The following is a 26300-nucleotide window of genomic DNA, read 5'->3' on the forward strand; positions in this document are numbered from 1 at the left end:
AACGGCGCCCTCACGCGTTGCCGTCCCCGAAGGGCGAGCCGTCAGGTCTGGGGTCATGCGCGTTCCTTCTGGTTCAGGTGCCGCTCCAGCGCCATCGAATACCGTGACATGCCGAAAGAGAAGGCAAAATAGACCAGACCGGCAAAGCCGAACCCGGTAAACAGGGTGGTGGGCGTGGCCCAGTTGGGGTCTGTCAACGCCGCCCGCAGCGCGCCCAGCAGATCAAAGATCGCAACGATCATCACCAGCGTCGTATCCTTGAACAGGCCGATGAAAGTGTTGGCGATGCCGGGAATGACAATGCGCAGCGCCTGCGGCAGCACCACAAGGCGCATGGTCAGTGCAGGCTTCAGCCCCAGCGCCTGCGCACCCTCGAACTGCCCTTTGGGAATCGCCTGCAGCCCGCCTCGCACCACCTCGGCCATATAGGCGGACGCGAACAGGGCGACACCGATCAGCGCCCGCAACAAGGCATCAACACTCAGATCCCCCGGCAGGAACAGGGGCAGCATATAGGTGGCGAAGAACAGCACGGTGATGACCGGCACGCCGCGCCAGAACTCGATGAATGTCACCGCGCAGATGCGGACCAGCGGCAAGGAGGAACGACGCCCCAACGCCAGCAGGATCCCGAAAGGAAGGGAGACGGTGACACCAACAACGGTGATCACCAGCGTCACCAGCAACCCGCCCCACAGACGCGTTTCCACACGTGCCAACCCGAAATCGACTGTCACCGCCGCCAGCACAAGCCCGATCAGCACGAGCGCCAGAACGGCGCGGCGCAAGGCGCGGCTTCTGTCATGCCGGCGCAACAGGGCAACAATCGCCAGAGCGCCGAGAGCACAGAATGCAGCATCTCCCCAGAAGCCCGTTCCGGGTAACAGCTCCCCCAGAAAAGGGGCAAGGCGCAGATGGCCACCGGTGAGCAGAACAAAGGCAACGACCGGGAATGCACCAAAAAACAGCAGCGCATTCACCGCCTTGCCCGGCAGGCGCGGAACCATCAGCGGCACCAGCAGAACCGCACCCAGCCCATAAACCACATCAACCCGCCAGCGCTCCCCAGCCGGGTAGAAGCCATAGATGAGCTGATCGAACTTGGCGCGGATAAAGGGCCAGCAGGCACCCACATTTTCCCCGTCCACAGCCGGAAGGCAGGCCGTGCGGTTCTCCCCCTTCCAGACCGCATCCGTGAGGAAGAACGAGACCAGAGGCGGCACGATGGCATAAAGCAGCCATAGTCCGAACAGGGTGAGCAGCACCTGCGTCGGAGAACCGAACAGGTTGCGCCGCGCCCAGCGCCACACGCCGCTGCGCCCTTCCGGCGGCGGACGCGGGGGCAGGATTTGTGACGCCACGACAGATGATCCGCCCCTCTTCATCTCCTCCATATCCGCCATGGCTCAGCGCTCCACCAATGCGATATGCCGGCCATAGAGTGTCATGATCCCGGACGTGAGCAGAGAAATGGTGAGATAGACGGCCATGATCATGGCAATGATCTCAATCGCCAGCCCGGTCCGCTCCAGCACGGTTCCGGCGAAGAGCGACACCAGATCGGGATAGCCGATCGCCACGCCCAGCGTGGAGTTCTTGGTGATGTTCACATACTGGCTTGTGAGCGGCGGGACGATGACCCGCATCGCCTGCGGCAGAATGACCAGACGCAGCATTTGCGCCCTGTTCAGCCCCAGCGCCCGCGCCGCCTCCATCTGTCCGCGCTGCACGGAAAGAATGCCGGCCCGCACAATCTCGGCGATATAGCCCGCCGTATAGATGGAAAGGGCCAGAAGCAGCGCCACGAATTCCGGGATAATGTTGAGGCCGCCGGAGAAATTGAAGCCGCGCAGTTCCGGGCGCTCGACATGAAATGGCACATGTGTCGCCAGAGCGGCGAACAGTGGCAGAAGCACCACCAGCCCCATGGCGCAGCGCATGGCGGGGAAGGCCCGGCCGGTGCGCTCCCTGCGCTGGCGCGCCCAATAGGCAAGGCCGGCGGAGAGCAACAGCGCCACCGCCAGTGCGCCAAGGACGTAGCCCGCTCCATCCTCGAACAACAGGCGCGGCATGGCCAGACCACGATTGCTGAGAAATATCTGCGGTGGCCCCACCATCTGCGCAGCGCCCACCATCCAGCTGGAAAAAGCGGTGAGACCGAGGGCATTCAGCGCTCCGGCAAAACCGCTGAATACGGGCTGAAGGCCGAGCCCCCAGCTGGCACGGGGCCCCGGCAGCACGGCAAGCGCCAGCAGATACCAGAACATGATCTGGAACAGGGGCGGCAGGTTGCGTGTCACTTCCACATAAGCCGCGGAGAGAAAGCGGATCACGGCATTGGAGGACAGCCGCGCGATACCCATGAGAAAGCCGAACACCGTTGCCAGCACGATGCCGCAGGCCGCCACCAGCAGGGTATTGAGCAGCCCCACCAGAAACACACGCCCATAGGACATGTTCTCATCATAGGCGATCAGGGTCTGGCTGATGGAGAAACCGGCGCGCTGGTCCAGAAAGCCGAAGCCGGAATTCACGCCGATCCGGTCGAGATTGGCCTGCGCATTGGCATAGAAGGACCAGAGAAACCAAAGCAGGAGAGCCGCCAGAACAATCTGGATCAGGCCGGAGCGCACATGCGGGTTTGTCCATCTCCACCTTGTCCATGCCCCGCCCCGCGTGAGACCGGCGGGCGGGAGCGGAACCTGTGCACCTGGCTGGCGAGCATCCGGCATATGGCCCCCCCAAATGGGAAAAGTCCCCCGCCTTGCGCCGGGGGACCTTCCAGAAACACCCGCGCATCCGGTCATGAACCTGATGCGCGCCGGCGGAAGTCAGAACGGGCCTTGCGGCCTCAGCGCACGGGCATGCCGTAATGCAGGCCGCCCTTTCTCCACACATTGTTGATCCCGCGCTCAATGTCCAGAGGCGTGCCCGGGCCAACATTGCGATCATAGATTTCGCCATAGTTGCCAACGGCACGCACGATGCGGACGACCCAGTCTGCGGTCACGCCGACATCCTCGCCATAATTGCCTTCCGTGCCCAGCAGGCGCTTCAGCCGGGGATCGGTGGATTTCAGCATCTCCTCGACATTCTGTCTGGTCACGCCCAGTTCCTCGGCATTCACCAGAGCAAAATAGGTCCAGCGCACCAGATCGAACCACTGGTCATCCCCATGCCGCACCAGCGGGCCAAGCGGCTCCTTGGAGATGGTTTCGGGCAGCAGCACATGGCTGGAGGGGTTTGTCAGCTTGAGACGCATGGCGGCGAGCTGCGAGCGATCGGCCGAAAACACATCGCAACGGCCGGACTGATAGGCCTTGATGGCCTCATCAAACGTGCCGAAGGCGACGATTTCACGATATTTCATGCCCTGCCCGCGGAAATAGTCCGCCACATTCACCTCGTTCGAGGTGCCCGTCTGCACGCAGATGGACGCGCCTTCCAGCTCCCGCACGCTCTTCAGCCCCAGCGCCTCGCGCACCAGAAAGCCCTGGCCGTCATAATAGGTGACGCCGGCAAAATTGAACCCCAGCGTCGTATCACGGGACATGGTCCAGGTGGTGTTGCGCGAGAGCACATCCACCGCGCCCGAGGAAAGAGCGGTGAAACGGTCTTTCGCCGAAAGCGGGGAGAATTTCACCTTGGTCGGGTCATCGAAGATGGCGGCGGCAATGGCGCGGCAGAAATCCACGTCCATCCCGGCCCATTCGCCCTTGTCATCCGTATAGGAGAAGCCGGGAAGCCCCTGTGTGACGCCACAGTTGAGCGTTCCCCGCGCCTTCACGTCATCCAGTGTACCAGCATGAACTGCGCCGGTCATAAACAATGCGCCGGCGGCGGCGAGAAGGAAGCGTTTCACGAAATGTGTCCTTGCATACAGGTAAGATCTGCTTGCCTGATATGTGCTGCAAAAACGAGCCGGTTTCGAGGCAAATCGCAGACATTCTTCTGTCATTTCCACCTCTTGTCACGGTATTGGGGCCGATTCTCCCTCTGCGGCATCAAAACTGTTGTGACACACGGCGCTCACGCTATCCTGCGCCGCGCCGGATGAGACAGGAGAGCACGATGGCAACCCTCAAGAACAGCAACGCTCATGCGCCGGCCACTGAGGTGGTCCATCTGGGACGAGACCCGCAACGCTTTGATGGCTTTGTGAATACACCCGTCGTGCGCGGCTCCACGGTCCTGTCCCCCACCTATGATGATCTGGTTCGCGGGCATGGGCGCTACAGCTATGGCCGGCAGGGCAACCCCACGGTGGAGGGGCTGGAACAGGCCTTGCAGGGGCTGGAGGGCAGCGATGGCGTCGTGCTCACGCCTTCCGGGCTCTCGGCCTGCTCCCTGGGCCTGCTCTCCGTTCTCGGCGCGGGGGACCATCTCCTGATGGTCGATTCGGTCTATCGCCCCACCCGCAATGTCTGCAATACGGTGCTGGCCCGCATGGGCATCGAGACCACCTATTATGACCCGCTGATCGACGAGGGAATCACCGCCCTGATCCGGGACAATACCCGCGCCATTTTCCTTGAGGCTCCAGGCTCACAGAGCTTCGAGATGCCGGATGTACCCGCCATCGCCGCCATTGCGCGGGCGCGCGGCATCACCACGCTGATCGACAACACCTGGGCCACCCCGCTCTTCTTCCAGCCGCACAAGGTGGGGGTGGATATCTCCATCCATGCCGGAACCAAATATATTGGCGGCCATGCGGACCTCAATCTGGGCACCATCTCCGCCGTTGGGCCGGCATGGGGCAAGGTCAAGGCAACCCATCGCACGCTGGGCATCACTGTCAGCCCGGATGATGCGGCCCTTGGCGCGCGCGGCCTGCGCACCCTTGCCGTGCGCCTTGCCCATCACCAGCAGGCGGGCCTTGAAATGGCGCGCTGGCTGGCGCAGCGGCCGGAAGTCTCCCGCATTCTCCACCCCGCTTTGCCGGATGATCCCGGCCATGCCATATGGAAGCGTGACTTTTCCGGCGCCTCCGGCCTGTTCAGCATCATCCTGAAGCCGGTGCCGGAGAAGGCTGTGGCCGCCTTCTTCGATGCGCTGAAACTGTTTGGCATGGGCTATTCATGGGGCGGCTTTGAAAGCCTCGCCATTCCATTCAATTGCAACGAATACCGCACCGCAACCACATGGAATGCAGAAGGGCCTGCGGTGCGTCTCCATATCGGCCTTGAAGATATTGATGACCTCAAGGCCGATCTCGATAACGCATTCCGGCAGATGCAGACCCACACCTGACCTTGCACACGAAAACGGCTGCGCCTGAAGCTGATCTCATGATCCTTCTGGCGCAGCCGTTCAATCTGACTCCGGCCGGCGATAGGCCAACTCGCAGTGTTTGCGGCCTTCAGGTCACCGCCCGCTTGGCACGGCGCTCTCGCAGGGCGAACTGGAGATTGCGGATATAGATGAAGGTGGAGAGCGCCTGCCCGGCAATGAAGACCGGATCCCGGCGATAGATCGCATAGATCAGCAGCAGCGTGCCGCCCCCGAGAGAGAAGGTCCAGAAGGCGAAGGGGATGACCGAGCGCTGGGCCCGCTCACTGGCCACCCACTGCACCACAAAGCGCATGGTGAACATGAACTGGGCCACAAAGCCCAGAATCATCCAGCCATCGAACTGCGCGACGAAGACATCGTGCAGGTAGTCCCCCACAGAGCGCGCGATATCAACCAGCATCGGGGAAGCGCTCCACAATCTTTGGCAGCTTGCGCCGGTGCACCAGCCACCACACGCCGAACAGGTCCAGAATACCGACCCCGAGCCGGTTCCAGAAGCCATATTTGGAGGTGCCGTGCCAGCGCTCCCGGTCCACCACCTTCACGGTCAGGATCTCATACCCCTCACGCCGCAGCAGGGAGGTCATGAAGCGATGCTGGCCATCAAACATCGGCATGCGCTGCTGGGCGGCGCGACGCACCACCTTCAGCCCGCAGCCGGTATCCTTCGTCCCGTCATTCAGCATGAACCGCCGCACCCGGTTGGCAAGGCGGGACTGAAAACGCTTGAAGCCGGTATCCTTCCGGCCCTGCCGCTCCCCCTGCACCATGCCCACCTGCGGGCCGGCAGCATCCATCACCCGCACCATCTCCGCTAGATAGGCCGGGTTGTTCTGCCCATCTCCGTCCAGATGCAGCAGCAGCTCCCCACGCGCTTCCCACACCCCTGTTTCCACCCCCGCAGATTTCCCGCAGGCATGGGCATGGCGGATGATGCGCAGATAGGGACGCGTGGCGGCAGCCTTTTTCAGCTCCGCCAGGGTGCCATCCGTGGAACCGTCATCAACAAAGATCAGCTCGAACGGCTCGAACGAGAGCGCCGCATCGATCTCATCAATGAGGGGCGCGATGTTCTCTTCTTCATCCTTCACAGAGATGATGACGGACAGCCGCGGAACAGCGGCGCTCTTGTCTGCAGAAATCACGGTTTCGTCTCTTCAGGAGGAACAGAAGTGCTGCGGCCCGCACCCGGCAGAAGGCAGCACAGCCGCCGGGCAGAAGGCCCCGCCATGGGCACGGCATAACCCTCGCCATCCACGGCGAAAACAACGCGGCGCGCCGCGAAGGCCTTCACCAACCACAGCACATATAAGGTTGCAACGACCGCCCCCGCGATCACATCACTTGGATAATGGGCATTCAGTGTCACCCGTGTGGATGCCACAAGAATGGCCAGAGCAATCAACGGCCAGCGCACTTTGGGAAAAAGCGCGCCAAATGCAACTGCCGCCGCGAACACCGTTGTGGAATGGCCTGAGGGAAATGACGCATAACTGGCATTCCACACGGGCCAGTCAAAGGTCAGATGCGCATTCGGGCCGGGCAGGTGCAGGGCCACATGCGGCCGTGCGCGACCAATCGTATATTTCACAAGGGCCACACCCAGCCCCACCGGGGCCACGGCCAGAAACAGAAAGCCGGCACGGGCAAACACGCTGGAGGCCACAAGCCGGTACATGCCATGAAGCTTCAGGCGGGCGGCCAGCACATAGAGAATGAACAGGCCGATAGGCCAGAGCACCACACTGCCCAGACCAAGATCCGTCAGCCGTTCCGACAGCACAACCAGCCATTCCGGCAGACGCAGGCGCAGGCCAATCACCAGCGGATCAACCAGCAGCATGCAGGTGACGATCACACCCGCCGCCAGCACGACCAGCCCCAGCACCTCCACCGGACCCGTAAAGCCGATGCGTGGGCGGGGCGAATGCACCGGCCGCCGCCAGAGATAAACCAGCCCGGCGAACAGGTCTGACACCACCTGCGTGGCATCATCGGCCAGACGGCGCAAGCCTGACTGATGTTCGGGCCCTGTCTGCACACTCACGGCACGGCCTCCCCGGCAGATGGCGACGGCACGTCAACCGGTGGCAAAGGCTTCTCATCGGAGCGATAGACATGAATGGTCACGGCCTTGCCGCCATTATAGGCAAGGCCCTTCACCTCATTCACGCGGGTGAATTTCAGATCGATCTTCCCGGCCCACATCTGGAACACCTCATCCAGATTATCGCCGATGAAGGCCAGCGCGCAGCCTTCCTTCTTGAGCAGATCGGCCGCCTTGATGGGGTCGATATACTGGATGCCGGTGCCCGTAAGGAAGACAAGGCTCGGCTCCCGATAGGGGAACGAGGCCACATTCTCCACCGGGCAGCCGCTCTCCTGCACAATGGCGGCGATGCGGTCCGAGATCCAGATGGAGCGGATCTGCGGAAAAATGAGCTGATAGACCGTGAAATAAAGAACCAGCGCCCCGCATATGGCCGTGAGAAACGCGCCTTCCGCCCCCACCCGCGGATAAACCCGCGCGGCCAGAACCAGCAGGATGACCGCCAGAACCAGAAGCGGCCAGACGGCCCAGGACAGACTCTCCCCAAGCCAGATAGCCCCGGCCCCCAGCCCCAGAGAGAGCAGAATGCCGAGAACCGGCCAAAGCCACACCACACCCTTCAGGCGGCCCTGTAGCCCCGCAAGCGCCTCGCGCTCCATCGCCAGCGCGATGAGGATGGCCATGGCGGGGTAGAGCGGCAGCACATAATGCGGCAGCTTGGTTGCGGCAATTTCAAAGACGATCCAGGTCGGCACCAGCCATGCGAGCAAAAAGCGCATCGGCTTCTCGCGGCGCGCGCGCCAGGCGAACGGGGCCGCCAGAACAGCCAGCACAATGCCGGGCCAGTAGGTGCCCCAAACGGCAACAAGATAGGTTCCGGGCGGGGCGCCATGCCCCTCCTGCCCTTCAGTCACCTTCCCCAGCATGTCGACGCCCACGGCATGCTGATAGAAGGCGCCATCGGTGACATAATAAATGGCGACAAACCAGGGCAGCACCAGAAGCAGGCACCAGACAAGACCCGGCAGAGGCTTCAGGGACTTCAGGAAACCGGCCGAACGCTCGATCACCACCAGCACCAGCACGGTTATGCCGACAAAAAGCGGCGCCATCGGCCCTTTGACCAGAATGCCCGCGCCCATGGCTGTCCAGAAAATCGCCGGAAGCCTCCAGCCCCCCAGTTGTTCTCGCGGTGCCATATAGACCCGCGCCAAAGCACCGAAGGCGGCAAGAATGGTGAAGACCAGAACCGCATCCGTCTTGGCCAGACGCGCCTCCACGCCCAGCAGGACACAGCTTGCCATCAGGAGCGCCGCCAGAACAGCCCCCCTTCGCGCGACGAAAACCAGCGCTGTCCAATAGGTCAGCAGCACCACGCCAATGGCGGCCAGAAGCGAGGGCAGCCTGTAATAATAGATGGATGTGCGCGCATCCGGCCCGCTGATCGCCTCACCCGCCCGCACAGAGGCCACCTGAAGCCAGTGAATGCCGATGGGCTTCTTGTGGCGCGCCTCTTCCTGGAAGCGGATATCCACATAGTTGCCGCTCTCCAGCATCTGCTTGGTGGCCTGCGCGAAGCGGGATTCATCGCGGTCAATCGGCGGAATGGAGAAGAAGCCGGGCAGAAAAGCCAGAAGGCAAACGACCACAAGCAGGAAAGAGGCGCGCCCATGACTGCCCGCTGCCCAGCCCACCAGACGAGAGAGACTTGAGGCCAGTGAGGTGGCAAACGTCCGGCCCACGGAAGGGGCGGGCTCTGAAATGGGCATGCTTCTGATCGGATCCGGTCAAATTTCGCGCGGACAATAACAGAAACATTCGCGGCGAAAAGGGCTGGGGCCATGACAGTGGCAATATCACTGCATGCAGGCCCCATATCCTCCTGCTTCCGCAGGCAAACCGCCTCTGCCGGCCGCGCGGATTCCGGCCGGCTAGTGGGCCGATCCCTATTTCGTCAGGATCAGCTTGTTCTGCGCCGTGAGTCGCAACTGATAGGTCTGCTCTCCATGGGCAATAGTAATAAGACGACCGGCCGCGAACAGATCCCGACTGTCCAGCCGATCATCAACCATGGGTATGACCCGGCAGCAGCCATCCGATTCCAGGAAGCCGGAGATGTCATCAATATCCTTCAATGCGGAAGACAGGCCGGCCTCGCCATCCTTCTGATACGTCATCTTAAATTATTCCAAATTAAATCTATGACGCCTGAAGATGTGATCCACCCCAATAATTGGAATGATTACATTCTTTCTCAGACTAATGTATGGACCCATAATACACAAAAATAGATCCATCAACTCATCACGATGCTGCAACCTTACATTCCATGTGCGTTGCAGGGCGAGAGGTTACCGGGCGTAAACTGGAGATTGAAGCATGAAAGAATGCGGAGAGACCCGGAGTGAACCGGTCTTCGACCATGCCCCATTTCAGCCGCCCCTCATAAAGCCTAAATGCAAGCCATCGGGATTCGTGTCCGCAAGACCCTTCACACTCTTGAGCGAACATGCTTCAAGACAGCAGGGCACTTATGGCCCACTCAATCAGGCGTGAGGCAATCGTCATGCTTAAAGTTTCAATGGGATCAGGGTGCTGCGGCGCCGCTATTCTGGCGGTTGGCCTGGGCATCTTTTCCAGCGCGAGCCTCGCGCAAGGCTCCAGGCCCCATGTGGTGATCACAACACCACAGATCATCCAGCTCCCCGTCATCCCGCAGGGCAATTATCTGGACCCCGGCCCGGGCGCCCCCATCCGGCCGGATGTTTCTCCCGGCGTTGGCGAGAACGAGAACTATGCCTATCCGCCCGATTTCAATGCGGGCTATGATTCCGGCCCTCCCGGTGACCCGACAGTGGATGGCCGCTGGGACCCCCTGCCAGGCGTTGGCAATTTGCCAAGCTACTGAGGACGGAATGCAGAAACAAAAAACGGCGGGGAAATCCCCGCCGTTTTCTTTTGTCCGATAGAGCTGAAAAATCAGCGCTTGGAGAACTGGAACGAACGACGTGCCTTGGCGCGACCGTACTTCTTGCGCTCGACAACGCGGCTGTCGCGGGTCAGGAAGCCTGCCTTCTTGAGCGGGCTGCGCAGCTCCGGCTCATAGAAGGTCAGCGCACGGGAAATGCCGTGACGCAGCGCGCCGGCCTGACCGGACAGACCACCACCGGAAACGGTGCAGATCACGTCATACTGGCCTTCGCGGGCCGCAACCTGGAAAGGCTGGTTGATGATGAGACGCAGCACCGGACGGGCGAAATACACTTCGATATCGCGATCGTTCACGGTGACCTTGCCGGTGCCGGGACGAACCCACACGCGGGCCACGGCATCCTTGCGCTTGCCGGTGGCATAGGCGCGGCCATACTTGTCCAGCTTCTGGACATGAACGGGAGCGGCTGCCTCGGCAGAAACCTTCACCTCGGCCAGAGCGTCGAGGGACTGGAGAACTTCAGCCATACTCAGTTCCTCACGTTCTTGCGATTGAGGGCAGCGACATCGAGCACAGTCGGCTGCTGAGCCTCATGCGGGTGCTCGGCACCCTTGTAGACGCGCAGGTTGCCCATGATCTTGCGACCCAGCGGGCCACGAGCGAGCATGCGCTCCACCGCCTTCTCGAGGACGCGCTCAGGGAAGCGGCCTTCGAGAATGAACTTCGCGGAACGCTCCTTGATGCCGCCCGCATAGCCGGTGTGGTGGTAGTACACCTTCTGGTCGCGCTTGCGGCCAGTGAGCACAACCTTGTCCGCGTTCACGACGATGACATTGTCACCGCAATCGACGTGGGGGGTATAGATGGGCAGATGCTTGCCCTTCAGGCGCATGGCAATGATGGAGGCGAGACGGCCGACAACGAGGCCGCTTGCATCGATCACCACCCACTTCTTCTCGATTTCGGCAGGCTTGGCCGAATAAGTCTTCATGGAGGTCGTTTCCGATTGAGATGCCGACAGGAGCCTGTGGAGAAGCCACATGCCAAGCCGACGATGGAGCTGGCTTGTAATGGAGAGCCCGCGCAACGTCAACGCCACAAGTCATGAAAAGAATCAATAAAATCAGATACTTATAAAATAGGTATTATATAACCACAAAAATGCGACCTGAATTTCATCGCTTTGGGCCAGCTTGTGTGCCGCCTCAGGCTGCGGCCATGTCAAAAACCGCGATCTCCACCCGGTTCCGCCCCCGCTGCTTGGCCAGATAGAGGGCGGCATCCGCATCCGCCATCACCGCCTCGCGCGCCCGTGCGCCATCCGGCGAGGCGGCGACCCCGATGGAAACCGTGAACCGCACCTCCCCTTCCCGCACCAGGGTCACGGTTTCGGCCACGCTCTTGCGGATACGCTCCGCCACGGCCTTCGCCGCCTCCAGCCCGGCACCCGGCAGCAGGCAAACGAACTCCTCGCCGCCAAAGCGATAGAGCCTGTCACTATGCCGCAATCCATGCTCAATGGTGCGCGCCGCCTGCACCAGAACGGCATCCCCCACATGATGGCCGTAGGTGTCATTCACCTTCTTGAAATGGTCGATATCGATCGCGAGCAGGGCATATGGCTTCCCGTCCCCCTCGGCAGCTTCCGACAGATGGTTGTCGAATGTCAGCCGGTTCAGGAGCCCTGTCAGCGGATCGTGAATGGCAAGCCGGTGATAGACCTCGGCCACCCTTTCCCGCGTCAATGCAATGATCAACATCGTAATGGAAAGGGCCAGGAACAGCACCTCCACATTATAGATGATCACCGCCCATGCCTCGATCGCCCGCATGCCGAGCGGTGCGGGCAGAAGCGGTGCGAACAGGTGGATGGTGGCCTGGAACACGGCATTCAGGACAAGAATGACCACAAGGGCTGTACGGGAGGGCAGACGCTCACCATCACGCCCCAGCCAGAACTCATAAGCAGCCGCGCAATTGAAAACGGTGATCATCCCGCCCTGCAGGAGCACATCGATATAAGGGCCGTTTGAGACAGCTGTCAGCAGAACGGAAGCAAGCAGCCAGAAAGCGGTTGCCACCACCACGGGCACCATGACGCCATCACGGTGATGGAATACCCGCGCAGCCTGCCACAATGCGCCATAAGCCAGAATCAGCAGCAGTGCATCGCTGGACTCCACCCAGAAGGGCGAAAAATAAGGGCGCAGCGCGACAGAGAAAGCCGCCAGCAGCCCGAACAGAAAGGGCAGATACCACCAGAACAGGTCTGCCGAACGCTTCTGCCATGTCCAGTAAAGCAGAAAAAGCGCGCCTGTCAGGATCAGCGCGACCCCGTTCCACAGAACCACGGTGGAAATATCAATCATGTCTGTCACACGCACGCATGCGCCCCGCTCCGCCCTTTCGCTCCCAAAAGGCGATCTCAGGCTGCCGATTAATACGACAGATCCGTGAACGGCAAGGTTTTACCCTCGCGCGGGCGGATTGGCTCCCTTTTACCGCACCCGGCTCGACCTGACAGCATGGAAAGGTACAATGCCACAAACCAGAGGAAACGCAGGAGCGATGATGACAACCCCTCAGGACCAGATGGCTGATGAAACCCCGGTGGCACTGCACGTCGAGGCAGGGGTGGCAACGCTCACCCTCTCGCGCCCCGCACAGCGCAACAGCCTCTCCGAGGCGATGATGGCCTCTTTCTCGCAACGCCTCGAACAGGTCTCCGGCATGGAAGAGGTGCGTGCGGTGGTGCTGACAGCCGAAGGACCTGTCTTCTCGGCGGGGCATGATCTCAAGGAAATACAGGCCCATCGCGGCGATGCGGACCGGGGGCGCGCCTATTTTGCGCAGACGCTGGAGCGGTGCTCGGCCCTGATGAAGGCGATTGTGCGTCTGCCCCAGCCTGTCATTGCGGCGGTTGAGGGCATGGCGACGGCCGCCGGCTGCCAGCTTGTGGCCAGCTGTGATCTGGCGGTAGCCGGTGCACAGGCGCGCTTCTGTACGCCTGGCGTGAATATCGGCCTGTTCTGCCATACGCCGATGGTGGCGCTGAGCCGAAATGTCGCGCCCAAGCATGCCATGGAAATGCTGCTGCTGGGAGAATGGGTGCTGGCCGAGGATGCCGCGCGCATGGGTCTTGTGAATCGTGTCGTCGAGGCGGGCTCCGCCCTTGGTACAGCGCAGGGCCTTGCGGCACAGATCGCGGGCAAGTCCCGGGTGCCTGTCCGCCTCGGTAAGGCGGCATTCTATGCCCAGGCGGAAATGGGGCTGGATGATGCCTATGCCTATGCCTCGGAAGTCATGACCACCAACATGCTGGCCCGCGATGCAGATGAAGGCATAGGCGCGGTCCTCGCCCGCCGCACTCCGCAATGGGAAGACAGGTAAAGAGGGTGTAACGATCTTAACTATCTCTAAACCATAATCGTAGTTTCCTGACGGCTCAGGCTCCAGCATTGCGCGGGGCCATAGACAATGAGGGCGAACATGGCCCCAGCCGTCGTCAACGAGCGCAACGAAGAGCAGCGCGCCCCCCTTTCCGGCACCTCCCTTGCCGGGAACACGCATGTGCGCCGTTTTGCAGGAGCCTGCGAGGCGGGCCTGTCCACGGTGCTGGATACTGGCCGCAAATGGGCGGCAGCCCGCGCAACGCCATGGCTTGCGCTGGCTGCCGCGACAGCGCTCAGCATGCTTCCCCTGCGCTTCGAGGCGGAATCGCGCCTCATGTTCGAGGTGGGCGCCCAGCCCCCGGCGGCTATTGTAAATGGCATGGCGCAGCTCATCGGCTCCCGCGAACTGGCGCAGGAAGCGATACGCCGCCTGAGCGCGGAAGATGTTTCCCGGCTGGCCTCCAATGCCCTTGTGCCCCTGTTCCCCACATCCGCGCCGAGCGATGCGGATGACGCCGCGCGTAATCTGCGCACATCGCTCAGCGCCACACCCACACAGGGTGGACGCGGACTCGACATCACGGTTCAGGCACCAAGCCCGGCTCTCGCCCAGAGGGTGGCGGATGCCTATATCAATGCGGTTCTGGAGCTGGATTCCACTATCCGCGCCCAGGCCAGCGCCCAGCATCACCTGCCCTTGCCCACCATGCGCCGCGAGACGATGGCCAGCAGCTCCTGGATGCCGGAACTGCCCTCACCGCTCATTCTGCTGCTTCTGGCCTTTGGCGGGGGTGCACTGGCCTTCGCCCGCCACCGGCGCGCCAGAATGGAGCCGGTGGTGCATGGTTTTGTCGATCCGGATGATCTGCCGCGGGAGGTCAACACTCCCCGTCGTGTCATCTGGGTGGATAATGGAGCCGGGGAAGGCGTGCCTCTGGATGCTGCCGTTGCGCGCATCGAAACGCGCCTGCCCGCCACGGAGGGCGCCCAGACCATGGGCAGCCTCTCCCTCTTCACAGCCCATGGCGATGTTCATGAGGCAGGCCATTGCGCGCTCCAGTTCGCCCGCCAGCGTGCGGAGAGCGCGGATGTGGTGATGGTGTTCGTGGAAGATGTCCCCTCCCTTGCCGAGGTCATCGCCCTTCCCCCCTGCAATGAGGGGCTGCACGATGTGCTGGCTGAGCAGGCTGATTTCACACAGGTGATTCATCGCGATGTGAAGTCGCGGGCGCATGTGATCCGGGCAGGCCTCCCGCAATCCATGCCCCTGTCTGCCGGGCAGGAACGCCGCCTGTGCACCCTGCTGGATGTGCTGCGCCAGGCCTATGAGCATGTGGTGGTGTTCATGCCCGAAATCGGGGACATACCGGCCCCCATGCAGGCACTGAATCCTGTCACCCTGTGTGTTCTGGGCGCGCAGATGCCGGCCATATCTGCCGTGGAGCAGTGCGAGGCCCTGACAGCCCGGCATCTTTCCCCGGTCGTCATCGTGCGTCTGGCGACAGAGTCTGAGGAAGAGAGCCCGGTGATGGATGGGTTGCCCCTGCCCTCGCTCGATGTCGTTTCAGGGGGCCGGCCGGGTTTGCCCGCTCTCGTTACCCATTATGGCCCGGGCTGGCCCTATCCGGATCTGGTTCGCGCCGCCTGAGGCCCACCTTCCCCGTCATCCGAAGAATGGCGGACTGACGTCCGGGCGGAGCGCGGCTTCAGGCCCGCTTGTCCGGGCGCTCCATCCAGCTGATGAGAAAGCCTGCGGGAATGATCCACAGCACCCCCAGCAGGATATAGCACAGCACCTGCCAGCCAACCGCCAGGGTCGTCACACGCCCCTGCGCGAAAGCCATGGCGGAAAGTGCCCAGACCACCACCAGTGCCAGCATCAGAACCGTGCCGATCAATTTGCGGACGCGCTGTCTCATGGCGGCACTCTTTCCCTGCTGCTCTCCGGCGCGGGCTTTCAGCCAGCCCGCATACTGTGGTGATGATGCAGCATCTATAATGAAATCTCTTTCAGGGCCATGCAAATGGTGCCCCCTACCCGGCTCAAATCATCACATGCGCCAGAAGCGGGGCCATGAGAACATTGAACAGGCCGGCCAGCACCATCACAAGCCCTGCGACGGACCCCTCCTCCCGCCCCACCTGATGCGCCTTGGCGACACCCGCGCCATGGGCCCCCATGCCCAGCAATGCGCCGCGGGCGGTGGAGGTCTGAAGGGGCAGAAACTTGATGATGACCTCGCCAAGGATCGCGCCACACACGCCGGTGATGGCGACAAAGGCTGCGGCCAGATCCGGTATGCCACCCAGATGGCCGGCAATGGACATGGCAAAGGGCGTGGATGTGGAACGCGGCATCATGCTCATGCGCATCACATCGGAAAGTCCCAGCCAGGAGCCCAGTGCAAAAACGGTGGCCATGGAAATCGCGCTGCCCACCAGAACACCCAGCATGAGCGCCGGCCAGTGCCGGTAGATGAGGGTGCGCTGCTCATAGATCGGCACGGCGAAAGCCACCGTGGCCGGCCCCATCATCAGGATGAGCCAGTGCGTGCTGCGACTGTATTCGGCGTATCCGGCCTGCAGGAGCATGGCGATGAGCAACACCCCCACCGGCATGGTGAGCAAGGGGGAAAGCCAGGGATTTGGCACCCGCCGATAGACCAGACGCGCCAGATAATAGCAGCCAATGGTCACGGATGACCAGAAGATGGTCCCCAATATGGGATCACGCATCCACATGACGCATCGCCCTCCTCATGCGCCAGCGCAGGAACAGGTCCACCGTCAGTGCGGTTCCGGCCATGACCATGACAGTTCCCGCAATGATCACGAAAATCACCTTGAGCCCGACCAGACCGGCAAATTCCGGGTGATCCAGCACCACCACCATGGCAGGGGCGAAGAACAGGAGCATTTCGCCCAACAGCCAGTAGGCCCCTCGCCGCACCAGACGCAGGCGCAGCCACCCCAGCGCCAGCAGCACGAGAACCATGGCAAGGCCGATAATCCCCCCGGGCACCGGCAGCTCCAGCCACATCACAACGCCCGTGCCGAATGCCCAGAAGGCAATCAGCGTTCCGATCTGCAACAGGCGGGAACGCCAGAAAACAACCTTCAGGCGGCCGACAAGCCTTTGCCATGCCTTGTGACGGGGTTCCATGGGAGGTGTCGGCTCTGGTGCGGGCGGAATGATCATGGTGCTGTGTTCATCGGGGCTGGGAAAGATCCGGCGTCAGAACGCCTGTCCTGCCGACAGGATAGACCCGCCCTTTCTATTATGAAAATAAATTGACTGCATTCAAACCATTCCATATCGGAATAGACATGGAACTGCGGACATTGCGGGCCTTTGTGGAAGTGGTGCGTCAGGGAGGATTCTCGAACGCCGCAAAGGTCATCTTCGCCACCCAACCCACCATCTCCAAGGCCGTGAAACAGCTTGAAGATGAACTTGGCGTGCCATTGCTGGAGCGGATCGGCCATCGCAGCGTCCTGACCACGGCGGGCGAGATCGTCTACCGGCGGGCACTCACCATGCTGAAGGAGCGCGATGATCTGCTGGCAGAACTTGCGGACCTGCGCAGCCTGAAGACAGGCACCCTGCGTCTGGGCCTGCCGCCCCTTGGAGGCAGCACCCTTTTTGCACCCATGTTCGTGGTGTTTCGCGCCCGCTATCCCGGCATCGAAATCCGCCTGACAGAACAGGGCTCAAAGCGTCTGGAGGAAACCGTCCTCTCCGGCGAGGTGGAGCTGGCCGCATCCCTCCTGCCGACAACGGATGAGCTGGAGACCCGGCCGATCCGGTGCGAGCCCTTGATGGTTGTGCTGTCCAGGAACCATCCGCTGGCACAGATGCAGCGCGTGAATATCGCGATGCTGAAGGATACACCCTTCGTGCTGTTCGAGAGCGGCTTCGCGCTCAATGCCATCTTGATGAATGCCTGCGCCCGGAATGGCTTCACGCCCACCATCGCCGCCCGCAGCGGGCAGGTGGATTTCATCGTGGAGCTGGCTGGCGCGCAACTGGGCATCGGCTTCCTGCCCCGCACCATTGCCGAGCAGAGACGCACGCCCGCGGTCTCGCTCGTCCTGCTGGATGAGCCGCATACGGCATGGGACATGGCGATGGTCTGGCGAAAAGGCAGCTATCTCTCGCACGCTGCCCGTGCCTGGCTGGAAATTTCCCGCGAATTCTATGGCGGCCAGCCCGTGCCCTGAAAGGGCATTTCCGGGCACGGGATGAACCCTGCCCGGAAATGGATCAGAATGCCGGAATCAGATCCAGCGAACAGTCAGGATCTCGAAAGAGCGCGCGCCCTTGGGGGTCACCACCTCGATGGAGGCGCCCGCCTTCTTCCCAATCAGCGCGCGGGCCAGCGGCGAGGAAATGGAGATGCGGCCATCAGAGGCATTCGCCTCGCTGTCTCCCACAATCTGCCAGGTCTTTTCCTCATCCGTATCCTCGTCCACCAGCGTGACGGTGGCGCCAAACTTCACCACATCACCCGACAGCTTGGAAACGTCGATCACCTCGGCACGGGCGAGCTTGTCCTCGAGTTCCGCGATCCGGCCCTCATTCAGGGACTGCTGCTCTTTTGCCGCGTGATATTCGGCATTTTCCGAAAGATCGCCATGGGCACGCGCCTCGGAAATGGCATTGATGATCCGCGGCCGCTCCACCTGCTGGCGCTGCTTGAGTTCCTGCTCGAGGGCGGCATGGCCCGCGGCGGTCATGGGAATCTTCTCCATGGGTCCTTTCAAGACCTCCTGAAAATGCTCAACGCGCCAGCCACCCATATGGATGCCAGCGGCTGAAAATACCGTGAGGGTGAAGGGCTCCCTCCACCTCGCGACGCCACATCCGCCCCCTGCGGCCATTCCCGCACGGGAACCGGCCGCATGCCCCCGAATGAACAGAGGTCAAGATATAGCGAAGGCGCGCGATGCCGGGGCAACCGCGCGCCGTGGACATGCCGTTCAGGCATCGGGGAGAGGGCCTTGACCCCATCTCCCTTCTGCCAGCCCAGCCTGCCGGAAGGGCAGGCTGGAAGCAGCATCATGCGTGGAAGTAGTCCTGCAAGGGACGCACCTTCAGATCTCCGCCCACATAGGCATTGATCCCCTGCGCTGCCGCAACGGCTCCTGACAAGGTGGTGTAATACGGCACTTTCTGCAAGAGGGCCGCACGGCGCAGGGAGCGGCTGTCCGCAAGGGCCTGCGCGCCGTCCGTGGTGTTGAACACCAGCTGCACCTCACCATTCTTGATGGCGTCCACAATATGCGGACGGCCCTCAAGCACCTTGTTGATCTTCGCCGCTTCCACCCCGTGCTCCGCCAGGAAGCGCTGGGTGCCGGAAGTGGCGATCACCTTGAAGCCCAGCTTCTCCAGCATCTTGATGGAGGGCAGGATGCGGATCTTGTCCTCATCGCGAAGCGAGACGAACACCGTGCCGGACTTGGGCACCTTGGTGCCGCCGCCCAGCTGGCTCTTGGCGAAGGCCACGCCGAAATCGGTATCCAGCCCCATCACCTCGCCGGTGGAGCGCATCTCCGGGCCGAGCACCGTATCCACACCGGGGAAACGGGCGAAGGGGAAGACGGCCTCCTTCACGGCGATATGCCTGAGGCGCTCCCACTTCAGGTGGAAGCTCTCCAGCTTCTCGCCTGCCATGACGCGGGCGGCGATCTTGGCGAAGGGCTTGCCCACCACCTTGGCCACGAAGGGCACCGTGCGCGAGGCGCGCGGGTTCACTTCCAGCACATAGATCTCGTCGCCCTTGATGGCGTACTGCACGTTCATCAGCCCGCCCACACCTAGGGCCAGAGCCATGGCTGCGGTCTGCTGCTTCAGCTCGGTGATGACCTCATCGCTCAGCGAATAGGGCGGCAGCGAACAGGCGCTGTCACCCGAATGGATACCCGCCTCCTCGATATGCTCCATGATGCCGGCAACGAACACATCCTTGCCATCGCACAACGCATCCACGTCCACCTCGATGGCGTCCGAGAGATAGCGGTCGAACAGCAGCGGGTTCTTGCCCAGAACGGTGTTGATCTGCCCCGTCTTGTCGTTGGGGTAGCGGGCCTTCACCTCCTGCGGCACGAGGCCCGGCAGGGTGTCCATCAGATAGTCATTGAGCTGGGTTTCATCATGCAGGATCTGCATGGCGCGACCGCCCAGCACATAGGAGGGGCGCACCACCATGGGGAAGCCCAGCTCCGCCACCACAAGGCGCGCCTGCTCCACCGAATAGGCGATGCCATTGGCCGGCTGGCGAATGTTCAGCCGCTCCAGCAGATGCTTGAAACGGTCGCGGTCTTCGGCAAGGTCGATCGCATCCGGCGATGTGCCGAGGATCGGGATATTGGCCTCTTCCAGCGCCTTGGCGAGCTTGAGCGGGGTCTGCCCGCCAAACTGCACGATAACGCCCTTGACCGTGCCATTGGTGCGCTCGCGCTCGATCAGCTCCAGCACATCCTCGGCAGTCAGCGGCTCGAAATAGAGCCGGTCGGAGGTGTCATAGTCGGTCGAGACCGTCTCCGGGTTGCAGTTGACCATGATGGCCTCATAGCCCACTTCCTTGAGGGCAAAGGCCGCATGGCAGCAGCAATAGTCGAACTCGATCCCCTGCCCGATCCGGTTCGGGCCGCCACCCAGAATGATGACCTTCTCGCGGTCCGAAGGCCGCGCCTCATCCGCCAGCGCACCGGCAAACGGGGTCTCATAGGTGGAATACATGTAAGCGGTGGGCGAGGCGAACTCGGCGGCGCAGGTATCAATGCGCTTGTAAACCGGATGCACATCCAGATCACGGCGCGTGGTGCGCACCTCGGCCTCGCTCTTGCCAGCAAGGCTGGCCAGACGCGCATCGGAAAAGCCCATGCTCTTCAGATGGCGGAACTGGCCCGCTGTCTGCGGCAGGCCCAGACGGCGCACCTTCTCCTCGGCATCGACGATCTCGCGGATCTGGTTCAGGAACCAAGGGTCGATCTTGCAGATGCTGTGAATACGCTCGTTCGGCACGCCAAGACGCATGGCCTGCGCCACATAGAGCAGGCGATCCGGCGTGGGGGTGCCAAGAGCGGCGCGGATGGCGTTCTTGTCATCGCCCTGCCCCAGCCCCTCGATCTCGATATCATCGAGACCGGTCAGGCCGGTTTCGAGCGAGCGCAGGGCCTTCTGAAGCGATTCCTGGAAGGTGCGGCCAATGGCCATTGCCTCGCCCACGGACTTCATGGCCGTGGTCAGCACAGGATCGGCACCCGGGAACTTCTCGAAGGCGAAGCGCGGGATCTTCGTCACCACATAGTCGATGGTCGGCTCGAAGGACGCCGGGGTCGCGCCGCCGGTGATGTCATTCTCGATTTCATCCAGCGTGTAGCCCACAGCCAGACGCGCCGCCACCTTGGCGATGGGGAAGCCCGTGGCCTTGGAGGCCAGCGCCGAGGAGCGCGACACGCGCGGGTTCATCTCGATGACGATGAGGCGGCCATCTTCCGGGTTCACGGCGAACTGCACGTTCGAGCCGCCGGTCTCCACGCCGATCTCGCGCAGCACCGCAAGCGATGCATCGCGCATGATCTGGTATTCCTTGTCGGTCAGCGTCAGGGCCGGCGCGACAGTGATGGAATCGCCCGTATGGACGCCCATCGGGTCGAGATTCTCGATGGAGCAGACGATGATGCAGTTGTCCGCCTTGTCGCGGACGACCTCCATCTCATACTCCTTCCAGCCCAGCACGCTCTCTTCCACCAGCACCTCATTGGTGGGGGAAGCATCAATGCCGCGCTCGATGATCTCGATGAACTCGGCCTTGTTATAGGCAATGCCGCCGCCCGTGCCGCCCATGGTGAAGCTGGGGCGGATGATGGCGGGCAGGCCCACCTCTTCCAGCGCGTCCAGCGCCTGAGCCAGCGTCTTGATATGGCGGGACTTCGGCGTCTCCAGACCAATCTTGGTCATGGCTTCGCGGAACAGCTCGCGGTCTTCCGCCTTGTCGATAGCCTCGGCGGTCGCGCCGATCATCTCGACATCATATTTTTCGAGCGTACCCATCTTCTGAAGGGAGAGGGCACAGTTCAGAGCGGTCTGGCCACCCATGGTGGGCAGAATGGCGAAGCCCTTCGAGCGATCGCCCCGCTCCTTCTCGATGATCTTTGTGACGATCTCGGCCGTGATCGGCTCGATATAGGTTGCATCCGCCATGTCCGGGTCGGTCATGATGGTCGCCGGGTTCGAGTTGACCAGGACAACCCGGTACCCCTCTTCCTTCAGCGCCTTCACCGCCTGGGTGCCGGAATAGTCGAATTCGCACGCCTGTCCGATCACAATCGGGCCGGCGCCAATGATGAGGATGGTTTCGAGATCTGTGCGTTTCGGCATCGCTCTTCGGCGCTCTGGCTCTCTCTTGGGCGCTCGGCTCATCACGCTCTCGGCGCAATGCACCACCCGCCATCCGCCGTGCATGAGGGATCATGCACGAGGCGCAAAAAAAGGGCCGCGGATCACGCGCCCCCATGAGGCATTGGGTCCGCCACGGCTTGACGGATACGATGCGGAACCTGTTGCATCGCGCAGAAAATCCGCGGGCCGGCCCACTTAATCCGCTTCCTTAGACCATAATTTCCGGAGACGGAAGCACCTTCCGCAGCTTTACGCACCAGAACCGCCACTTCTTCCATCTGTGGGCGGGCCGGCATGCTCACGGCACATGGCGGAAAGCCTGAACGCGTATCATGAGCATGGCTTTTGCACCTCACTGCCATGTGAACGCGGCCGATATGCCCTCGCATGCCATAACGGGAAGAAGAAGGTGGCCCGGGCCGGAGACGATTCGCTCACCTACCCCGCCTGCGCCATGCCGCCCGGATTCCACCAGGCATCCACCTCGCCCAGATCCGAGCGCACGACCTGCGCCATATCGCCCACGAATCCCTCCCACTCTCCCTTCACCTTCGGCGAAAGGGAGGTGAGCACGGAGAGGCCGCCAGAGATCGCGGCATAAAAGGCGGTCGTGAAGCCACGCCCCTCCGCCTCTTCCCGGCCGAATTTTGAAAGGATCACCACAGTATCCGCCGCGGTGCCGCCCTGTGACAGGCGCCGGGCAATCGCGGCCTCCACCTGCGCGCAGGCATTTGCCAGCCCCTCAGGATTGAGGCTGCACCCGGCCGCGCCCGCTCCGAGATCCTGATGCAGGGGGTGCTGATCCCCGCTCACCAGATCCACGAGTGTGACGGCCTTATGGGCGATGCCCGGCGGAATATGTTCCACCGAGCCGATCACATGCACGCCAGAGGCGCGGAAACGTTCCGCCGCCGCCATCAGCAAGGACTGGATGACTTCGCGATCCCCACCCTGAACGGCAAGGACGGCAGGTCGGTTTACCTCATCCATCATGACACAGCCTTCAATCCTGGCCCCTCATCCGGCCAGAAAGCTATATTCAAACGAATATAGTTTCCACAAAAAACCGAACCCGGACCGCCCTGTCATGAGCGTGTCCTGCGCCCGCCCTTCCGGTAGCCCTTCGTTTTGGGATCAGGCTTCGGGCCGGGGCGGAACATGTCCTCCGCCAGAGGCACGACCCGGTCGGAGCCCGGCCCCATATCATCCAGAGAGGGCTTGTGGGGACGGGTGCGGGGGGCCGAATATGCGGCCTGCTCCTCTCCCATGCCTTCCTCATCCTCATCGGCCTTCCGGCCCGCCCCCTTCCGCGCCCCGGCCTTTGGCGGCAGATTGGCGGCGCGACCATATTTGCGCGCGCCCTTGAAGCCTCCGGCCTTGTCCTCCACCGCCTCCTGCCGGGCCAGCGGATCATCGGCCACCGCCAGTTCGGTGGCCTCCAGCCGGCGGATTTCATCGCGCAGACGGGCTGCGGTTTCGAAATCCAGATCCGCCGCGGCCGCGCGCATGCGTTTTTCCAGATCGGCGATGACAGTCTTGAGGTTGTGCCCGAAGGCCGCCCCCTCCTCCATCAGGCCGGTATCCACCTGCACATGGTCCCGCTCATAGACGGAGTTGAGAATGTCGCCGATATTCTTCTTCACCGAGGCCGGCGTGATGCCATGCTCGGCATTGTAGGCCATCTGCTTCTCACGGCGGCGGGTGGTTTCCGCCATGGCGCGCTCCATGGAACCGGTGATCCGGTCGGCATAGAGAATGACGCGCCCATCCACATTTCGCGCCGCGCGGCCAATGGTCTGCACCAGCGAGGTTTCGGAACGCAGGAAGCCTTCCTTGTCCGCATCCAGAATCGCCACCAGCCCGCACTCGGGAATATCCAGCCCCTCGCGCAGCAGGTTGATGCCGATGAGCACATCGAAGGCTCCCAGCCGCAGGTCCCGGATGATCTCGATGCGCTCGATGGTGTCGATATCGGAGTGCATGTAGCGCACACGCACGCCATTCTCGTGCAGATATTCGGTCAGATCCTCGGCCATGCGCTTGGTGAGCACGGTGACGAGCGTGCGATAGCCATTGGCGGCAGCAGCGCGCACCTCGCCCAGCAGATCATCCACCTGGGTGCGCGCCGGGCGCACCTCGACAGGCGGATCGACCAGCCCGGTGGGGCGGATAACCTGCTCCACGAACACGCCACCCGCCTGCTCCATCTCCCAAGGGCCGGGCGTGGCCGAGACATGCACCGTTTGCGGGCGCATCGCCTCCCACTCCTCGAACCGCAGCGGGCGGTTATCCATGCAGCTCGGCAGACGGAAGCCATATTCCGCCAGTGTCGCCTTGCGGCGGAAGTCGCCACGATACATGGCGCCGATCTGCGGCACGGTCACATGGCTCTCATCAATGAAAACGAGGGCATTGTCGGGGATGTATTCAAACAGGGTCGGCGGCGGCTCGCCCGGCTTGCGGCCGGTGAGCCAGCGCGAATAGTTCTCGATGCCCGCGCAGGCCCCGGTGGCCTCCATCATTTCCAGATCATAGCGGGTACGCTGCTCCAGCCTCTGGGCTTCCAGCAGGCGCCCCATGGCATAGAGCTCCTCCAGCCGCATCTTCAGCTCGGCCTTGATGCCGCTGATGGCCTGAATGAGCGTGGGGCGCGGCGTGACATAGTGCGAGGCGGCGTAAACGCGCACGCTCTTCATGTCTCCACTCTTCTGGCCGGTGAGCGGATCGAACTCGGCGATGCTCTCCACCTCATCGCCAAACAGCGAAACACGCCAGGCCCGGTCCTCATAGTGGGCCGGGAAGATCTCGATCACATCGCCCCGCACACGGAAGGTGCCGCGAGCGAAATCGGCCTGAATGCGCTTGTATTGCAGGGCGACCAGATCAGCCAGAAGCTGGCGCTGGTCCAGCCGCTCGCCCACCTTGATGTCGAAGGTCATGGCCGAATAGGTTTCGACCGAGCCGATACCGTAAATGCAGGAAACCGAGGCGACGATGATCACATCATCCCGCTCCAGCAGCGCACGGGTCGCCGCATGGCGCATGCGGTCGATCTGCTCGTTGGTGGAGGATTCCTTCTCGATATAGGTATCCGTGCGGGGCACATAGGCTTCGGGCTGGTAATAATCGTAGTAGGAAACGAAATATTCCACCGCATTGTCGGGAAAGAAGCTCTTGAACTCCCCGTAAAGCTGCGCCGCCAGTGTCTTGTTCGGGGCCAGAATGATGGCCGGGCGCTGGAGCGTCTCGATCACCTTGGCCATGGTGAAGGTCTTGCCCGAGCCCGTCACGCCCAGAAGCACCTGATCGCGCTCGCCTGCGCGCGCCTGCGCGCACAGTTCGGCGATGGCGGCCGGCTGGTCACCGGAAGGCTCGAACTCGCTTTTCAGCGTGAAGCTCACCCCGCCTTCGGACTTTTCCGGCCGAACAGGGCGATGGGGCACCCACACCTGCCCGTCCACTTCCGGCCGGCCATTCTCGATCAGGCTCGACAGGGCGGCGACCGTCGCCGAGGCCCCGGACGATGCCGTGCTGAGGGTCAGATCCTTCGGGTCCAGCCCGAGTGATTGTGCAAGGGCGGGGTCCAGCACCTGTTCGGGTGCGGGCTCGAAATGTCGCTGGGAACGCTCACCCAGCTTGCCGGGACGGGATGCTTTGGCCATGCGCCCAATATGGGCATGGAAACGAGGCGGGGGAAGCCCCTCGGCGCATCATCCATGCATGTGTGCCCGCCCTCCTGAGCAATGGCTTCCACCGCAGTACTTGCATCCGCCCCATTCCCGGTTCATCGCTACGGCAGACGGAGCCGCCCGCCTGTGGGCGCTCCCCGAACCGGCATGCAAGCATGTTCAATCTCGGCTCTTTTCTGTCCCCGCAAATCGCCCCCTTCGTCCTGCTGTTGCTCTCCAATGTGTTCATGACCTTCGCATGGTACGGACATCTGAAATTCAAGAGCGCACCGCTGCTGCTCGTCATTCTGGTGAGCTGGGGCATCGCCTTTTTTGAATATTGCATGGCAGTGCCCGCCAACCGTATCGGTTCCGAGGTCTACTCGGCCGCACAGCTCAAGACCATTCAGGAGGTGATCACCCTCTCGGTCTTCGCGGTGTTCTCCGTTCTGTATCTGAAGGAGCCGCTGGGCTGGAACCATCTGGTCGGCTTCAGCCTCATCGCCGGTGGCGCCTATTTCATCTTCCATGAATTCTGAGCATCCGGACCTGTCCG

At 62.2% G+C, this 26300-nt stretch carries 24 protein-coding genes; 6 read left to right on the top strand and 18 right to left on the bottom strand.

Annotation, left to right across the window (positions count from 1 at the left end; genetic code table 11):
- Positions 1–53 precede the first annotated feature (53 nt).
- From ACT6QG_RS10470 to ACT6QG_RS10480, 3 genes are all read right to left on the bottom strand, one after another.
- Complete coding sequence (locus ACT6QG_RS10470; protein WP_444977512.1) at positions 54–1403, bottom strand: amino acid ABC transporter permease; 1350 nt, start codon at positions 1401–1403, stop codon at positions 54–56.
- 3 nt (positions 1404–1406) lie between these two features.
- Positions 1407–2633: an amino acid ABC transporter permease gene (locus ACT6QG_RS10475; RefSeq protein ID WP_444977513.1), complete on the bottom strand. Its 1227-nt coding sequence runs from the start codon at positions 2631–2633 to the stop codon at positions 1407–1409.
- A 218-nt stretch (positions 2634–2851) separates the two neighbouring features.
- The gene (locus ACT6QG_RS10480; protein ID WP_444977514.1) at positions 2852–3862 is read right to left on the bottom strand and encodes an amino acid ABC transporter substrate-binding protein; all 1011 of its coding nucleotides are present in this window, start codon (positions 3860–3862) and stop codon (positions 2852–2854) included.
- Between the two features lie 209 nt (positions 3863–4071).
- Here ACT6QG_RS10480 and metC point away from each other — a divergent pair, with 209 nt between their 5' ends.
- Complete coding sequence (metC, locus tag ACT6QG_RS10485) at positions 4072–5253, top strand: cystathionine beta-lyase (RefSeq protein ID WP_444977515.1); 1182 nt, start codon at positions 4072–4074, stop codon at positions 5251–5253.
- Positions 5254–5362: 109 nt separating this feature from the next.
- On the opposite strand, the gene ACT6QG_RS10490 is transcribed toward metC, so the two are convergent.
- The 5 genes from ACT6QG_RS10490 to hemP form a co-directional block, all read right to left on the bottom strand.
- Positions 5363–5692, bottom strand: a complete 330-nt coding sequence (locus ACT6QG_RS10490; protein ID WP_444977789.1) for a lipid-A-disaccharide synthase N-terminal domain-containing protein — start codon at positions 5690–5692, stop codon at positions 5363–5365.
- Complete coding sequence (locus ACT6QG_RS10495; protein ID WP_444977516.1) at positions 5685–6440, bottom strand: glycosyltransferase family 2 protein; 756 nt, start codon at positions 6438–6440, stop codon at positions 5685–5687. The genes ACT6QG_RS10490 and ACT6QG_RS10495 overlap by 8 nt, the downstream gene beginning before the upstream one ends.
- Positions 6437–7342 carry a phosphatase PAP2 family protein gene (locus tag ACT6QG_RS10500; RefSeq protein ID WP_444977517.1) on the bottom strand — a complete coding sequence of 302 codons (906 nt, stop codon included), beginning with the start codon at positions 7340–7342 and terminating at the stop codon, positions 6437–6439. Before ACT6QG_RS10500 ends, ACT6QG_RS10495 begins: the two co-directional genes overlap by 4 nt.
- Entirely contained in the window at positions 7339–9114 is a 1776-nt protein-coding gene (locus tag ACT6QG_RS10505; protein ID WP_444977518.1) for an ArnT family glycosyltransferase, read from the bottom strand. Before ACT6QG_RS10505 ends, ACT6QG_RS10500 begins: the two co-directional genes overlap by 4 nt.
- A 177-nt stretch (positions 9115–9291) precedes the next feature.
- A complete protein-coding gene (hemP, locus tag ACT6QG_RS10510) occupies positions 9292–9522 on the bottom strand; it encodes a hemin uptake protein HemP (RefSeq protein WP_444977519.1) in 231 nt (76 codons plus the stop codon).
- Between the two features lie 497 nt (positions 9523–10019).
- On the opposite strand from hemP, the gene ACT6QG_RS10515 reads away from it, so the two are divergent.
- The gene (locus ACT6QG_RS10515; protein ID WP_444977520.1) at positions 10020–10253 is read left to right on the top strand and encodes a hypothetical protein; all 234 of its coding nucleotides are present in this window, start codon (positions 10020–10022) and stop codon (positions 10251–10253) included.
- 71 nt (positions 10254–10324) lie between these two features.
- Here ACT6QG_RS10515 and rpsI read toward each other — a convergent pair whose 3' ends face one another.
- From rpsI to ACT6QG_RS10530, 3 genes are all read right to left on the bottom strand, one after another.
- Positions 10325–10804 carry a 30S ribosomal protein S9 gene (gene rpsI / locus ACT6QG_RS10520; protein WP_444977521.1) on the bottom strand — a complete coding sequence of 160 codons (480 nt, stop codon included), beginning with the start codon at positions 10802–10804 and terminating at the stop codon, positions 10325–10327.
- 2 nt (positions 10805–10806) lie between these two features.
- Complete coding sequence (gene rplM, locus ACT6QG_RS10525) at positions 10807–11268, bottom strand: 50S ribosomal protein L13 (RefSeq protein WP_444977522.1); 462 nt, start codon at positions 11266–11268, stop codon at positions 10807–10809.
- Positions 11269–11482: 214 nt separating this feature from the next.
- Positions 11483–12646 (bottom strand): GGDEF domain-containing protein, encoded by a 1164-nt coding sequence (locus ACT6QG_RS10530; protein ID WP_444977523.1) that lies wholly within the window; start codon positions 12644–12646, stop codon positions 11483–11485.
- Between the two features lie 202 nt (positions 12647–12848).
- On the opposite strand from ACT6QG_RS10530, the gene ACT6QG_RS10535 reads away from it, so the two are divergent.
- Together ACT6QG_RS10535 and ACT6QG_RS10540 are read left to right on the top strand one after the other, a co-directional pair.
- Positions 12849–13667 (top strand): enoyl-CoA hydratase, encoded by an 819-nt coding sequence (locus tag ACT6QG_RS10535; protein ID WP_444977790.1) that lies wholly within the window; start codon positions 12849–12851, stop codon positions 13665–13667.
- A gap of 99 nt (positions 13668–13766) precedes the next feature.
- Positions 13767–15317 carry a P-loop NTPase family protein gene (locus ACT6QG_RS10540; RefSeq protein ID WP_444977524.1) on the top strand — a complete coding sequence of 517 codons (1551 nt, stop codon included), beginning with the start codon at positions 13767–13769 and terminating at the stop codon, positions 15315–15317.
- Between the two features lie 58 nt (positions 15318–15375).
- On the opposite strand, the gene ACT6QG_RS10545 is transcribed toward ACT6QG_RS10540, so the two are convergent.
- The 3 genes from ACT6QG_RS10545 to ACT6QG_RS10555 form a co-directional block, all read right to left on the bottom strand.
- On the bottom strand, positions 15376–15588 hold the full coding sequence (locus tag ACT6QG_RS10545) for a DUF2842 domain-containing protein (protein ID WP_444977525.1): 213 nt from the start codon (positions 15586–15588) through the stop codon (positions 15376–15378).
- A 124-nt stretch (positions 15589–15712) separates the two neighbouring features.
- Positions 15713–16411 (bottom strand): LrgB family protein, encoded by a 699-nt coding sequence (locus tag ACT6QG_RS10550; RefSeq protein WP_444977526.1) that lies wholly within the window; start codon positions 16409–16411, stop codon positions 15713–15715.
- Positions 16398–16832 (bottom strand): CidA/LrgA family protein, encoded by a 435-nt coding sequence (locus ACT6QG_RS10555; RefSeq protein ID WP_444977527.1) that lies wholly within the window; start codon positions 16830–16832, stop codon positions 16398–16400. Before ACT6QG_RS10555 ends, ACT6QG_RS10550 begins: the two co-directional genes overlap by 14 nt.
- 164 nt (positions 16833–16996) lie before the next feature.
- On the opposite strand from ACT6QG_RS10555, the gene ACT6QG_RS10560 reads away from it, so the two are divergent.
- Entirely contained in the window at positions 16997–17890 is an 894-nt protein-coding gene (locus tag ACT6QG_RS10560) for a LysR family transcriptional regulator (protein WP_444977528.1), read from the top strand.
- 57 nt (positions 17891–17947) lie between these two features.
- Here the strand turns inward: ACT6QG_RS10560 and greA are convergent, their stop codons facing one another.
- The 4 genes from greA to uvrB all read right to left on the bottom strand — a co-directional run bounded on the left by greA (position 17948) and on the right by uvrB (position 25738).
- Complete coding sequence (gene greA / locus ACT6QG_RS10565; RefSeq protein WP_444977529.1) at positions 17948–18421, bottom strand: transcription elongation factor GreA; 474 nt, start codon at positions 18419–18421, stop codon at positions 17948–17950.
- A gap of 307 nt (positions 18422–18728) precedes the next feature.
- Positions 18729–22055: a carbamoyl-phosphate synthase large subunit gene (gene carB / locus ACT6QG_RS10570; protein WP_444977530.1), complete on the bottom strand. Its 3327-nt coding sequence runs from the start codon at positions 22053–22055 to the stop codon at positions 18729–18731.
- 459 nt (positions 22056–22514) lie between these two features.
- On the bottom strand, positions 22515–23069 hold the full coding sequence (locus ACT6QG_RS10575) for a DUF2478 domain-containing protein (protein ID WP_444977531.1): 555 nt from the start codon (positions 23067–23069) through the stop codon (positions 22515–22517).
- 92 nt (positions 23070–23161) lie between these two features.
- Entirely contained in the window at positions 23162–25738 is a 2577-nt protein-coding gene (gene uvrB, locus ACT6QG_RS10580) for an excinuclease ABC subunit UvrB (RefSeq protein ID WP_444977532.1), read from the bottom strand.
- Between the two features lie 182 nt (positions 25739–25920).
- Here uvrB and ACT6QG_RS10585 point away from each other — a divergent pair, with 182 nt between their 5' ends.
- A complete protein-coding gene (locus ACT6QG_RS10585; protein ID WP_444977533.1) occupies positions 25921–26283 on the top strand; it encodes a DMT family protein in 363 nt (120 codons plus the stop codon).
- Positions 26284–26300 lie beyond the last annotated feature (17 nt).

The organism is Haloleucobacter ellipsoideus, assembly GCF_052491725.1.